This window comes from Klebsiella sp. 141153 (assembly GCF_032601995.1).
Taxonomy (GTDB): domain Bacteria; phylum Pseudomonadota; class Gammaproteobacteria; order Enterobacterales; family Enterobacteriaceae; genus Klebsiella; species Klebsiella aerogenes.
This window is the reverse complement of the sequence record NZ_JAQIRJ010000012.1, coordinates 150,855-164,370: the sequence shown is the minus strand read 5'-3', so window position 1 is coordinate 164,370 and position 13,516 is coordinate 150,855. Positions and strand designations below refer to the sequence as shown.

12 protein-coding genes are annotated in these 13,516 nt (G+C 52.5%); 3 read left to right on the top strand and 9 right to left on the bottom strand.

All coding sequences use genetic code 11. The features are described 5' to 3' along the window. Positions 1–64: 64 nt before the first annotated feature. Positions 65–757 (top strand): CTP synthase C-terminal region-related (seleno)protein, encoded by a 693-nt coding sequence (locus tag PGS10_RS21015; RefSeq protein WP_047077927.1) that lies wholly within the window; start codon positions 65–67, stop codon positions 755–757. Between the two features lie 33 nt (positions 758–790). Here PGS10_RS21015 and PGS10_RS21010 read toward each other — a convergent pair whose 3' ends face one another. Continuing rightward, positions 791–1,972, bottom strand: a complete 1,182-nt coding sequence (locus PGS10_RS21010) for a CynX/NimT family MFS transporter (RefSeq protein ID WP_047077928.1) — start codon at positions 1,970–1,972, stop codon at positions 791–793. 97 nt (positions 1,973–2,069) lie between these two features. Here PGS10_RS21010 and PGS10_RS21005 point away from each other — a divergent pair, with 97 nt between their 5' ends. After that, positions 2,070–2,864 carry an AraC family transcriptional regulator gene (locus PGS10_RS21005; RefSeq protein WP_163351358.1) on the top strand — a complete coding sequence of 265 codons (795 nt, stop codon included), beginning with the start codon at positions 2,070–2,072 and terminating at the stop codon, positions 2,862–2,864. Here the strand turns inward: PGS10_RS21005 and PGS10_RS21000 are convergent. The 6 genes from PGS10_RS21000 to yeaG form a co-directional block, all read right to left on the bottom strand. Next, positions 2,848–3,294, bottom strand: coding sequence for a DUF441 domain-containing protein (locus tag PGS10_RS21000; protein ID WP_045393296.1), 447 nt, complete (start codon positions 3,292–3,294; stop codon positions 2,848–2,850). The two genes, PGS10_RS21005 and PGS10_RS21000, sit on opposite strands and share 17 nt — an antisense overlap. Before the next feature lie 140 nt (positions 3,295–3,434). Beyond that, positions 3,435–3,935: a YbaK/prolyl-tRNA synthetase associated domain-containing protein gene (locus tag PGS10_RS20995; protein WP_047077929.1), complete on the bottom strand. Its 501-nt coding sequence runs from the start codon at positions 3,933–3,935 to the stop codon at positions 3,435–3,437. A gap of 60 nt (positions 3,936–3,995) precedes the next feature. Next, positions 3,996–5,486, bottom strand: coding sequence for a diguanylate cyclase DgcJ (gene dgcJ / locus PGS10_RS20990; protein ID WP_063415167.1), 1,491 nt, complete (start codon positions 5,484–5,486; stop codon positions 3,996–3,998). A 205-nt stretch (positions 5,487–5,691) separates the two neighbouring features. Next, entirely contained in the window at positions 5,692–5,907 is a 216-nt protein-coding gene (locus PGS10_RS20985) for a hypothetical protein (protein ID WP_047077931.1), read from the bottom strand. 638 nt (positions 5,908–6,545) lie between these two features. Then, positions 6,546–7,829, bottom strand: a complete 1,284-nt coding sequence (locus PGS10_RS20980) for a YeaH/YhbH family protein (protein WP_015366144.1) — start codon at positions 7,827–7,829, stop codon at positions 6,546–6,548. Positions 7,830–7,946: 117 nt separating this feature from the next. Continuing rightward, a complete protein-coding gene (yeaG, locus tag PGS10_RS20975; protein WP_015366145.1) occupies positions 7,947–9,881 on the bottom strand; it encodes a protein kinase YeaG in 1,935 nt (644 codons plus the stop codon). Positions 9,882–10,308: 427 nt separating this feature from the next. Here yeaG and PGS10_RS20970 point away from each other — a divergent pair, with 427 nt between their 5' ends. Further along, positions 10,309–11,055: a MipA/OmpV family protein gene (locus PGS10_RS20970; protein WP_047076760.1), complete on the top strand. Its 747-nt coding sequence runs from the start codon at positions 10,309–10,311 to the stop codon at positions 11,053–11,055. 332 nt (positions 11,056–11,387) lie between these two features. Here the strand turns inward: PGS10_RS20970 and PGS10_RS20965 are convergent, their stop codons facing one another. Together PGS10_RS20965 and gapA are read right to left on the bottom strand one after the other, a co-directional pair. After that, entirely contained in the window at positions 11,388–12,272 is an 885-nt protein-coding gene (locus PGS10_RS20965; protein WP_213797711.1) for a D-hexose-6-phosphate mutarotase, read from the bottom strand. A 71-nt stretch (positions 12,273–12,343) separates the two neighbouring features. Further along, entirely contained in the window at positions 12,344–13,339 is a 996-nt protein-coding gene (gapA, locus tag PGS10_RS20960) for a glyceraldehyde-3-phosphate dehydrogenase (RefSeq protein ID WP_004203784.1), read from the bottom strand. Positions 13,340–13,516 lie beyond the last annotated feature (177 nt).

The window sequence follows — 13,516 nt, the reverse complement described above, 5'->3', positions numbered from 1 at the left end:
AATGATAACGCTAATCTGAGGTTCCTTGTGTTGCCCGATAATCCACAGACATAAGGATCCTGCTATGAACACCCCTTTGCGCATTGCCCTTGTTGGCGATTACAACCCTGACGTGATTGCCCATAAGGCGATTCCGCTGGCTATCGATGACGCTGCCGCGGTTCTGGAACAACCGGTGAGTTATGACTGGATAGCCACCAGCGAGATTACCAGCGCTGACCGGCTCACCGATTATGACGCTATCTGGGTGGTTCCCGCCAGCCCGTATAAAAACGCCGAAGGCGCATTTATCGCCATTCGTTACGCCCGTGAAAATGGTATTCCGTTCCTCGGCACCTGCGGCGGTTTCCAGCACGCGATTATCGAATACGCCCGTAATGTAATGGGATGGCAGGATGCGGCGCACGCCGAAACCGATAGCGAAGGGCGAATGGTCATTGCGCCGTTAAGCTGTTCGCTGGTGGAGAAATCAGACGCTATCGAGCTGCGCGCGAACACGCTGATTGCTCGCGCTTATGGCCGGGACAGCATTGAAGAGGGATATCATTGTAACTACGGCATTGCCGAAAGCTTTGCCCATGAGCTGGAGCAGGGCGCGCTGCGGGTGACCGGTTGGGATGAGAACGGCGAGATCCGCGCCGTGGAGTTAACCACCCATCCGTTCTTCGTCGCCACGTTGTTCCAGCACGAGCGCAACGCGCTGGAAGGGCGTCCGGCGCCGCTGGTACAGGCTTTCCTGCACGCAACCCGACAATAAAAAATCGGCAGCCCCGGCTGCCGACCCTTGTTATTAATGAATTTCCCGCGCCCTTCCGGCAAGGGCGCCGAACAGCGCCATGACCACTGCGATGAGTGCGACGATGATTAACGGTATATGCCAATCGCCGTAAGCATCATGGATTTTACCGATGAGCGGCGGCCCGCAGGCGGCCAGCAGATAACCGATAGTCTGCGCCATGCCGGAGAGCGCCGCGGCCTGATGCGCTGAGCTGGCGCGCAGGCCAATAAACGTCAGGCCAAGGATCATGGTAGCGCCGGATCCGAAACCAAAAATCAATGTCCAGATCACCGCCTGACCGGGCAGTAACCACAGACCGAGCGTGCTGAACACGCACATTAAGGCGACCAGAACGGCGATGCCACGCTGATCTTTCAGGCGATGGAGTACTAGCGGGATGGCCAGGCCAGGCGCAGCGGTCGCCAGCTGCAACAGACCATGCAGAGAGCCAGCCTGCGCTTCGCTGTAGCCCATACTCTGCAGGATTGCGGGCAGCCAACCGACGATCACGTAATAGACCAGTGAATTAATGCCGAGGAACAGCGTTACCTGCCAGGCCAGCGCCGAACGCCAGATCCCCCGATTGTGCGCGGCGCCCGAACCGGTCATCGGCGTGGAAGCCTGGCGGCGGGCCTGCGGCAGCCAGAGAAAGAGCGCAAATAGGGGGAAAATCATCAGCAGCAGCAGCGCGCCGCGCCAGCCAAAACCCACTAGCGCCAGCGGCACCACCATTGCGGAACCTGCCGCCGCCGCCGCGCCCATGGTAATGGAGTAGGCGCCGGTCATACGGGCGACATGGCCGGAAAAATCACGCTTAATTAACCCAGGCAGCAGCACGTTACCCAGCGCGATTCCGCAGCCAATGAGCGCTGTACCGAGATATAGCCAGGCTGTTGAGGGGAGGGAACGTAATCCGATCCCGAGGCAAATAATCACCATCGCTAGCAGCAGGCTACGCTCAATGCCGAAACGGCGGGCGACGCCGGCCGCCAGCGGAGAGACCAGTCCGAAGGCCAGCAAAGGTAGTGTAGTGAGCAGCCCGGTTTGCGCCGTCGTCAGTTGGTATTCAGCGCGTATCGCATCCAGCAGTGGGGCGATACCGGTGAAAGTTACCCGTAGCGTGGCGGCGATAAATAAAATGCCGACAATCAGCAGCAGCTTGCTGCCGTCGGCAGAGGAAGAAACAGGACTCATAACGTTCTCAGACTAATAAACAGGGTCGTAACAATAGCCTGTTTAACCGCTGTTTGAATCAAGCTAAAATGACAGATTATCGCTAATATCGGACAATTTGATGATTGGACTGGGTTTAGACGGCTATGAACCAGACAGCGGCCATGAAGCGGCGCTGGCGTTTCGCATCCAGGTGGTGGACGACGAGCAGTTTATTCCGCGCCATCAGCACCGCAAAGGTCAACTGATCCTCGCGCTGCACGGCGCTTTAACCTGCGAAGTGGATAACGCTATGTGGATGGTGCCGCCGCTGTATGCGGTGTGGGTACCGGGTCAGCTTCCACACAGCAATCGTGCAACGCCAGGGGCGCAGGTGTGCTTTTTGTTCATCGAACCGGGGGCGGCGCCGATGCCTGAGCATTGCTGCACGTTAAAAATCTCACCCCTGGTGCGAGAGTTGATTATGACCCTTGCCGAACGCGGCAGGGAGGCGCTTGACGCGCCGCCTACGCAGCGCCTGGTGCAGGTATTATTTGATGAGCTACCGCAACAACCGCAGGAGCACCTGCAGTTGCCGGTTTCAGGACATCCGAAGATTCGCCGGATGGCCGACACTATGGCCCGCGATCCGGCGCACTGGCAGACGCTGTCGCAGTGGGCGGCGGCGTTCGCCATGAGCGAACGCAACCTGGCGCGGCTGGTGGTGCGGGAGACCGGGCTTAGCTTTCGCCGCTGGCGGCATCAGCTGCAGTTGATTCTGGCGCTGCAGATGCTGGTGCGCGGACAGACGGTACAGCAAACCGCCCAGACGCTCGGTTATGATTCAACAACCGCCTTTATCACCATGTTTAAAAAAGGATTAGGGCAAACGCCTGGCCGCTACCACGCCAGTTTATCTAAGCCTTTCCGATAAAAAGTGAAATAATGCCGGCGGCGATAAGCGGCCCGACCGGGACGCCGCGAAACAGCGCCACGCCCAACACGGTACCCACCAGCAGCCCGGCGACCAGTTGAGGCTGCGAACCCATGAGAGCGACTCCGCGTCCGCCAAGCCACGAGACGAACACGCCCACGGCAATCGCCAGCAGTGACTTCCAGTTCACAAAAGAGTGGATAAGCGTCGAGGGCGGTAACGTTCCGCTGGCGATGGGAGCCATCACGCCGATGGTCAGAATGATGATACCAATGGTCAGCCCCTGCTTTTCAATCCAGGGGAAGAAAACATTAAGCGGCGTCACCCGCACGATGATGAGCACCAGTATTGAGATAGCGACAGTGGTGTTATGGCTGATGAAGCCGAGCGCCGCCAGCCCCAGCAAAATAAACAGGGTTGTATCGAACATGCCAGAGATCCTTGCCAAAATAAAAAAAGAAAACCTGCTTACTCTACGCATAATCGCGTGAATAAACAGGCTTTTAATTTATTTGCTGCAAATAAGGCTACCAGCGCCGCCCGTGAACCTTGTCGCATACCGGCGATGCGTTAAATGACGCGACGGAACGCTACCAGCTCAGGACGGGCGATACGCAGATAATCGTCGGTATTCATAATGATCGATTTTTCCAGCAGGCCGGCATTAAAGGCTATCTCTGTAAAACGTTCGAACAGCAACGGGTCGGCGACCAGTTTTAGCTTAGGGTGGAAGCTAAACGGCGGAATGGCGCCGAATACGCAGGCGGTAAGGGCATCGACTTCTGCCGGGCTGGCGAGTGACGCTTTACTGCCGCCAATATGCTGCGCCAGGCGGGATAAATCGGCCTGCTGATCGGCGGCAAGGATAGCCAGCACGTGCTGGCTTATCCCATTACCTTTCACTTTACAGACCAGCGCTTTGGCGCCCTGTCCCAGCGCGGTACCGCGGATTGCAGATACGGCTTCACATTTACCAACGGCTTCATGTTCCATAACCCGGTAGCGAGCCTGTTGCCGATCAAGGAGGCGACATAACCGCTGGTGTATGTCTGCGGTCTCTGGCGATTGCATGTTGCGATAGTTCCTCTACAGAAAAGGCAAAGCTTAACCCCGCGCGATGGCAATGAAAACTTATCTGCGAAGGTCGGGGCTTTTTTTCTGCTTTTTGTTCATATACAGGCGCGCATCGGCAGCTTTCATTGCGTCGCTGAGTGATTGTTCTGGCGCGAGATGTTCCCCGCCCCAGGAAAAATCGACGCGCTGTTGATGGTCATGAATCGCCAGATATTGCCGGATCTTCGCCGGGATATTTTCCGCTTCATCGTGCGGATAATCGATCAGAATTAGAAAAAACTCATCGCCTCCTAAGCGCACGCCATAATCGCTGCTACGAATGGAAGCGGAAATAGCCCGTGCCAGAAGAATAATCGCTTCGTCGCCGGCGTTATGCCCCCAGGTATCGTTGATCTTTTTCAGTCCATCGCAGTCAAGCGCCACCGTTACCACATTAACCCCTTGCGCGGTAAGCCGTTGCAGGCGCGACTCCAGCATCGGAGTAAGGATCTTACGATTATAAAGGCCGGTCATGGTATCGCTGATATTCTCTTTCGATACCGAGTTATAAAGGCGGAAATGAACCCGCACCAGATGCAGTAACGCGGCGGTAGAGAGTAAATAAAACAGGAAGAGTTTCCACGAACTGAGCAGAAAATACATAATATCAAGAGATAAGCTTATCCGTAAGTTTTCTGCCACCTGATGGGTGTAATGGGCGTAATTCAACAGATGTGTTTTACTATGATGTACCTCAATGAGGGCGCCGGTATCGGAATCCTTCAAGGTAATATCCAGATAGCGCCACACTAAAGGCCGGTCGCTGGTATATAACAACGCCTCAATCTCTTGCGCGGTCACATCGACCATCACTACGCCTTTTAGCTTATCCTTGAAATACACCGGCGTTAAAAACGATAAAATATTCTTTCCCGTCATCGCATCAACATACACGGTTGAGATGAGCGAGCGACCCTGTTCTAAACCATCGAGGCTGGCCTGGCTAATACCCAGTTTACTGTCCTGAAGAAAATTCCAGTTCTGTATCGGATTGCTTTTAATTCTGACGGGTGCATAAAAATAGATATATTTATTTACCAGATCTATGTAATAGCGAAAGCGTTTTTCTGATTTGAGCGTCGCAGGAACCTCTGGCTGCCAGCTATCATTCCTGGCAACCGCGCGATCGAATGCCTGGAGCGCAGGAATATCGCCACGCCACTTGCCGCAGTCGGCATGCGCGGCGCTTAGCGTGCCATGCAGTTGGGGATAGGTATATCCGGCGATATTCAAACCACTGACATCCCCGTTGTGTTGTACGCTATTGCAGACCTGCTCTAGCTCCGTTTGATTTGGGGGAGTATCCAGTTTGCGCAGAAATTGAGAGATGATGAGTTGATTCTGATATTTATCATAGAGAAAGGTCGATTCTCCTTTTTCTATGATGTATCGCATATAGCCTGACATATCGCGATGGGTAGCGATTAATTCGTATACAAGAAATGAAGACGTCAACACCACAACGCCTGCGGAAATAACATGTCGCAGTAATTTATTCTGTAATTTCATGATGTTTGGATTCGTCTTACCCGTTTAGCTGATTTTATCATAGTGGATAAACAGGCTACCAGAGCGTGGGTGAACGAACGGCTGGTCAGATTAACTATGCTGACAGATAGTGTAGGTGTGGAGAACGAGGCAGGGCAGATTAACTAAAATGCGGCACTCTTCATGACGCGTGTCTGAAGAGTGCGCAGGACTGGCCAAAGGCCACTCATGAGGCGGCGGAGGCAAACATTTTGCTTCCGGCGACTTGTGACATGACAGGCTGATAAACATCGATAGATTCGATATTGTCAAAAGTCACCATGTCGGATTTGCAAAAAATGCATTTCGCGCCGAAGGGGTTTTTTTCGCTCACATCAAAATGTGAGGTTCTGTACTGTGACCCATGGCAGCACGGGCATCGGAAATGAATATTGTTAATCATAATTTTATCCTTTTATATTATTATGTTTTTTTTACATTTTGTCACTGACCCACAGATGAATATGTAAATTTCTGATGGGCTGAACTGCAAAACGGAAATATCGTTTGCGTTACTACTAAAAATAGCATGCCTGACAAATTATGTTATCAATTTATGCCATTTTGTGTTGATTTGAATGAGATGCTTCTTATTTATCTACTCAGGTCAAGGCCGTCATCGTTATCGTAAATCAGAAGTTCGCATCAAATTCAGCCAGCGTTTAACCGTCTTACTAAGCCATTACTCTTATTAGTCATCTTCTATCCAGTTTTTAATGTATCAAAGCATACAGGATTTGATTTGCAGAAGAATCTTAATACTATTGGAGAGACTCAGGAAAGGTGGTATCAGCGATAGCGCCTGGAGGTGTGAGTAACTGCTTGGGTAATATCTTTCTGTCTTTCAAATCGACGTAACCATTAACGCATAGTAGAAAAAATAGTGCAACCTTTATTTTAGCCGTCCGGAGACCCGATGCGTAAAGGATTAATTCGGCAATTATCAAAATGTAAATGTACGGAGCCAGAATCTGCCTGGCAATGTGTTTTCGTGACAGATAAATCAGCCAGAATGGGTATTTATCTGGCTGATTTATGAGACTAAGTATTACTGGTGGCGCCTTGTTTATGGAACAGCTCGCGGAAGACCGGGTAAATATCTTCCTGATCGCGAATATGCTGCATTGCAAAATTCTCAAACGTCGCCTGCAGATGCTCATACTCGCGCCACAGCGTCTGGTGGGCGCGGCGGGTGATTTCGATATAGCTGTAGTAACGAACCACCGGCAATATTTTCTTCGCCAGCAGTTCATGACACAGCGGCGAGTCGTCCGCCCAGTTATCGCCATCCGACGCCTGCGCGGCGTAAATATTCCACTGCGCCGGGTCATAGCGGGCTTTAACAACCTCATCCATCAGCTTTAAGGCGCTTGAAACGATCGTGCCGCCGGTCTCCTGGGAATAGAAAAACTCATGTTCATCCACCTCTTTCGCCTGGGTGTGGTGGCGAATATAGACCACCTCAACGTTTTTATAGGTCCGGCTGAGGAACAAATACAGCAGAATGTAAAAACGTTTCGCCATGTCTTTTGTGGACTGGTCCATTGAACCAGAAACATCCATCAGGCAGAACATCACCGCCTGACTTGAAGGCTCCGGTCGTTTCTCATAGTTTTTATAGCGTAAATCGAACGTGTCGATAAACGGCACGCGCTCAATTTTAGCCCGCAGTTCAGCAATCTCTTTACGTAGCCGCTCCTCTTCCAGCAACTGCGCTGGTTCGCTTTTGGCAATGGTATCGAGATCGTCTTCCAGCGCCCGCAGTTCGCGCCGTTTACCGGCGGTCATCGCGGTTCGCCGCGCCAGCGAATTCTGTAGCGAGCGCACCACGCTGATATTGGCCGGCACGCCGTTGGCGGTAAAACCCGCACGATGGGTTTTGAACTCGTTCAACTGGCGTTGCTGGTTTTTCTTCAGGTTGGGAAGGGCCAGATCTTCAAACAGCAGGTCAAGATATTCATCTTTGGAAATCTGAAAGACGAATTCATCCTGGCCCTCGCCATCGGCGCTGGCCTGCCCCTGACCACCGCCGCCTCCGCCGCCGCCGCCCTGAGGGCGTTCAATGCGGTCGTTCTGGACAAAGTGATCGTTGCCGGGATGGACGCGATTACGTAGCCCGCCGCGCCCCTGATGAAACATCGGCTCGTTAATATCGTCCGTCGGAATAGAGACGGACTCACCGCTGTCGATATCGGTCACCGAACGTTTATTGATGGCTTCGGAGATCGACTGCTTTATCTGCGCCTTGTAACGGCGCAGAAAGCGCTGACGATTGACAGCGCTTTTGTTCTTCCCGTTCAGGCGTCGGTCTATGAACCAGGTCATATGCCCTCCTGTACTGCATTTGCCAACTGTACCCAGATGTTGATTAGGGTAGATGTCTTTCGTTATACGAGCCGTGGTGCTGAAACCCGGCAGCCGCGGCTACCGGGTTTGTCGCTATCAGGACGATTTACGTACCCGCAGGTACCATTCGCACAGCAGGCGCACCTGTTTACGGGTATAGCCTTTTTCCATCATGCGATCGACAAAGTCGTCGTGTTTTTTCTGCTCGTCGGTAGACGTTTTGGCATTGAACGAAATGACCGGCAACAGCTCCTCGGTATTGGAGAACATTTTCTTCTCAATAACCGTGCGCAGTTTTTCATAGCTGGTCCAGTTCGGATTACGTCCGCTGTTATTCGCTCTGGCGCGCAGCACGAAGTTGACGATTTCATTACGGAAATCTTTCGGGTTGCTGATCCCCGCAGGCTTCTCGATTTTCTCCAGTTCCGAATTCAGCGATTCACGGTCGAACAATTGCCCGGTATCCGGATCGCGGTACTCCTGATCCTGAATCCAGAAATCCGCATAAGTGACATATCTGTCAAAAATGTTCTGTCCATATTCGGAATAAGACTCAAGATACGCCGTCTGGATCTCTTTGCCGATAAACTCGGCGTATTTCGGGATCAGATAGCCTTTAAGGAATTCCAGATAACGTTCGGCCTGCTCTTGCGGGAACTGTTCGCGTTCGATTTGCTGTTCCAGGACGTAGAACAGATGGACCGGGTTGGCCGCCACTTCGGCATGATCGAAGTTAAACACCCTTGAGAGAATTTTAAAGGCAAAACGGGTAGAGAGACCGTTCATCCCTTCGTCGACGCCGGCGTAATCGCGATACTCCTGGTAGGATTTCGCTTTCGGGTCGGTATCTTTCAGGCTTTCGCCGTCATAGACGCGCATCTTCGAGTAGATGCTCGAGTTTTCCGGCTCTTTCAGGCGCGACAGAATAGAGAAGCGCGACAGCGTTTCAAGCGTTCCTGGGGCGCATGGCGCATGGGTCAGTTCACTGTTATTCAACAGTTTTTCATAAATACGGATCTCTTCCGAGATGCGCAGGCAATAAGGCACTTTGACGATATAGACACGGTCAAGGAACGCCTCGTTGTTTTTGTTATTACGGAAGGTTACCCACTCGGATTCGTTGGAGTGCGCGAGGATAATGCCGTTGAACGGCAGGGCGGAGATCCCCTCGGTACCGTTATAGTTGCCTTCCTGGGTCGCCGTCAGCAGTGGGTGCAGTACCTTAATCGGCGCTTTAAACATCTCGACGAATTCCATGATCCCCTGGTTGGCGCGGCACAGCGCGCCGGAGTAACCATAGGCATCCGGGTCGTTTTGCGCATAGTGTTCCAGTTTGCGGATATCCACTTTCCCCACCAGCGCCGAAATGTCCTGGTTATTTTCATCACCGGGTTCCGTTTTGGCGATGGCAATCTGTTCGAGGATTGACGGCCACACTTTCACGACGCGGAATTTAGTGATATCGCCGCCGAACTCGTGCAGGCGTTTCGCCGCCCATGGCGACATAATTGTGCCGAGATAACGGTTAGGAATACCGTATTCTTTGTTGAGGATCTGCGCGTCCTCCTGCGGGTTAAACAGGCACAGCGGATGATCGTTGACCGGGCTGCGTTCGCCGTTGGCGCTCAGTACATAGATTGGCACTCGCTGCATCAGCGATTTCAGTCGTTCCGCCAGCGAGGACTTACCACCGCCGACCGGCCCCAGCAGATACAGAATCTGTTTTTTCTCTTCCAGACCCTGCGCAGCATGTTTCAGATAGGAAACAATCTGCTCGATGGCATCTTCCATACCATAAAACTCTTCAAACGCCGGATAGCGTGCAACAACCCGGTTTGAAAAGAGGCGGGACAGCCGCGGCTCCAGGGCCGTATCGACCATGACTGGTTCACCAATGGCCGTCAATAGCCGCTCAGCCGCGTTGGCATAAGCACTGCGATCTTGCCGGCAGATGGTAAGAAACTCCTGCAGTGTGAACTCTTCGTCCTTGGCAGCTTCATAGCGCTGGCGATAGTGATCGAATATATTCATGGCATGCCGTCCTTTCGTTTTTTAGCACAGGTTGAGAGCCGTTCATATGAATAGTAGGGGCCCCCGGAAGGAGCAGGCTGAACGACATCCTTCACTTCTCAGCAACCCTCGTGCCAGGTTACAGAAGCGATTTGGATAACGTGCTCTGCGACTACACCTTCTAAATTTAAGCGTAGATGCATTTAGAAAACTTGCATGCCGCTAAAACTCAATTTCAATGACATATCAATAACTCATCCGGAAACCAGGCAATTTTTCGCATATCTTGCCAAAGCCGTTCATCAATGCGTCATGAAGTTGCAAGAGGGCGGTCATCAAGCAGTGGGAAATTGTTCGGTTTAGTGTAAGAGCAAGTAAAGCATTTGAGGCATAACCTCTACGACGTTAAACTACACGCGCTAATTATTTGACAACAGGAATATGGATCGTGACTAAAATCAAACTTCTGGCACTGGGTGTGTTCATCGCGACGTCAGCTAGCGCAGCGCACGCTGACGGGAAGTTAACGCTGGGGGCCGGCGTGGGCGTCGTCGAGCATCCTTATAAACAATATGATGCAGATGTTTATCCGGTACCTGTCATTAGTTATGAAAGTGATAATTTCTGGTTCCACGGTTTGGGTGGTGGTTACTACCTGTGGAATGATACCAACGACAAACTGTCCGTGACCGCTTACTGGTCGCCGATGTATTTCAAGCCGGGCGACAGCGACAATTCGCAGATGCGCAAGCTGGACCGCCGCAAATCCACCATGATGGCGGGTTTGAGCTACGTTCATAACACTCAGTACGGATTCCTGCGTACGACGCTTGCCGGTGATACGCTGGACAACAGCAACGGTATCACCTGGGATCTGGCCTGGCTGTACCGTTATACCAACGGCAACCTCACCCTGACGCCGGGTATTGGCGTGGAGTGGAACAGCGACAATCAAAACGAATACTACTACGGCGTCTCGAAGCATGAGTCTAATCGCAGCGGCATGCGCAGCTACGATCCTGACAGCAGCTGGAACCCGTATCTGGAGCTGGCGGCGAACTATCGTTTCCTCGGCGACTGGAGCGTTTACGGTATCGCCCGCTACACTCGTTTGTCTGACGAAATCACCGATAGCCCGATGGTGGACAAATCCTGGAGCGGCCTGATTTCGACCGGGATTACCTACACCTTCTAACAGCGCACTACGACAGACTTTTTTGTGCATCAAAACAGGGCGTTATGCCCTGTTTTGCTATACGGTGGCGCGAAAGTGGCGAACTCCCACGACAATTCGCGTTTATGCCGGGTGACGGCTACGCCTTATCCGGCCTACGGTCCGTGCCATTGTGAGCTTAAATCTCTATCTCGTACCTATGGTTACTGACACTGCCGGTGTTGGTGGCGACTGGCCGCTCCCTGTCGCCCCATTTAAGTAGGCCTGATAAGCGAAGCGCCATCAGGCGCACATAGTCTACCCGCTCACGCCCGACGGTTATTGGGCGTTTTCGTACAGGGTTTGCGCGTTGATTAACGCTTCACGACGCGAATGGTCTGCGCCAGGCGGGTGGGTTTCTCTTCGCTGGCTTTCTGCGGCACGGTCACGCAGCAGGTTTCGACGCAAACGAAAGTTTTGTAGCCATCATCCGGCATATCGCCCATGCTGACGGAAAGCGCCGGGCCCGGGTTCCAGGCAACGACGTTACCGTGGTGGCGATGGACCACATCGATGTTGCGCTTCAGGACATCATCATGAATCACGCTGCAGGCTTCGGCGTTCAGATAAACGCGGTCGGTACGGTCAGGGAAGGTCTGGATGCCGTCTTTCAGCACGCCTTCTTCGGCATTCAGCACTTTATCAACATAGCGATCGCCAAGGCCGCTAACTTTCACCGCCGCGATATCGCCAACGTTGAAGTAGGTGTGCAGGGCAGAAGTGGTTTCAAACTCGCCGTGGGCTTCCAGTTCGATCTCGCAGGTCTTACCCAGCTTGAAGCGCGCATACAGCGTGAAGTCGTGCGGCCAGTATTTGCGGGTTTCGTCACTGCTCTGGAGCTCGAAGGTCAGCATCACGCCGTTTTCATCTTCGTCCTGGCATTTTAGCGCCCACGGCAGGTTACGTGCGAAACCGTGCGACGGCAGCCCCTGTTGCGCTGATGGGCCGAACCACGGCCAGCAGATGGGTACGCCACCGCGCAGGGCGACGCCGCTTTTAAATGGGGTATTGTTGCTCAACCACAAAACTTCTTCTTCACCGGCCGGTTGCCAGGAGAGCAGGTGAGCGCCCTGTAGGGCGACGGAAGCTTTTACCTGCGGGTGGTCAACCACGATAAGTTCAAGATCGTCCAGCTGGCGGCGGGATAAAGCAGGAGAAAGTTGTTCAATCACCGGGAGAGCAAAAATTTTATTAATCATTACGCCATCCTCTTTCAGGCAAAAAAAAGAGCGACCGAAGCCGCTCTTATTAATTACTTGTTCATCTCAACTTATTTGGAGATGTGAGCAATCAGGTCCAGAACTTTGTTGGAGTAACCAGTTTCGTTGTCGTACCAGGAAACCAGTTTCACGAAGTTGTCGTTCAGTGCGATACCAGCTTTAGCATCGAACACGGAAGTGCAAACTTCGCCGTTGAAATCGGTAGATACAACGTCGTCTTCGGTGTAACCCAGAACGCCTTTCATTGCGCCTTCAGAAGCCGCTTTGATTGCTTTCTTGATTTCTTCGTAGGACGCTGCTTTTTCCAGACGAACGGTCAGGTCAACAACGGATACGTTCGGAGTCGGAACGCGGAACGCCATACCGGTCAGTTTGCCGTTCAGTTCTGGCAGTACTTTACCTACAGCTTTAGCAGCGCCGGTAGAGGACGGGATGATGTTCTGAGCTGCGCCGCGGCCGCCGCGCCAGTCTTTGTGAGACGGGCCATCAACGGTTTTCTGAGTTGCGGTGGTAGCGTGAACGGTGGTCATCAGGCCTTCAACGATACCGAAGTTGTCGTTGATAACTTTAGCCAGCGGAGCCAGGCAGTTAGTGGTGCAGGATGCGTTAGAAACGATGTCCTGGCCTGCGTAAGTGTCGAAGTTAGCGCCGCGAACGAACATCGGAGTGTTGTCTTTGGACGGGCCAGTCAGAACGACTTTTTTCGCGCCAGCGGTGATGTGTTTACGAGCGGTTTCGTCGGTCAGGAAGATACCGGTTGCTTCAGCAACAACGTCAACACCAACTTCGTCCCATTTCAGGTTAGCCGGGTCACGTTCAGCGGTAACACGGATTTTTTTACCGTTAACGACCAGATGACCGTCTTTCACTTCAACGGTGCCGTCGAAACGACCGTGAGTGGAGTCATACTTCAGCATGTAAGCCATGTACTCTGCGTCTAACAGGTCGTTGATTGCAACGATCTCGATGTCAGAACGTTTCTGAGCAGCACGGAAAACAATGCGACCGATACGGCCAAAACCGTTGATACCTACTTTGATAGTCATATATTCCACCAGCTATTTGTTAGTGAATAAAAGGTTGCCTGTAAAATTACAAAAACCTTACGCAGCGTCAAGCGGAATCGTGTCAATCATTGCGACAAATCAATCCTGAGCAGACCTTTGCGCGATTGATTTGCCTCACTCTCCCTTTGAGCCCAATTCCATATGGGGACTGCGTCC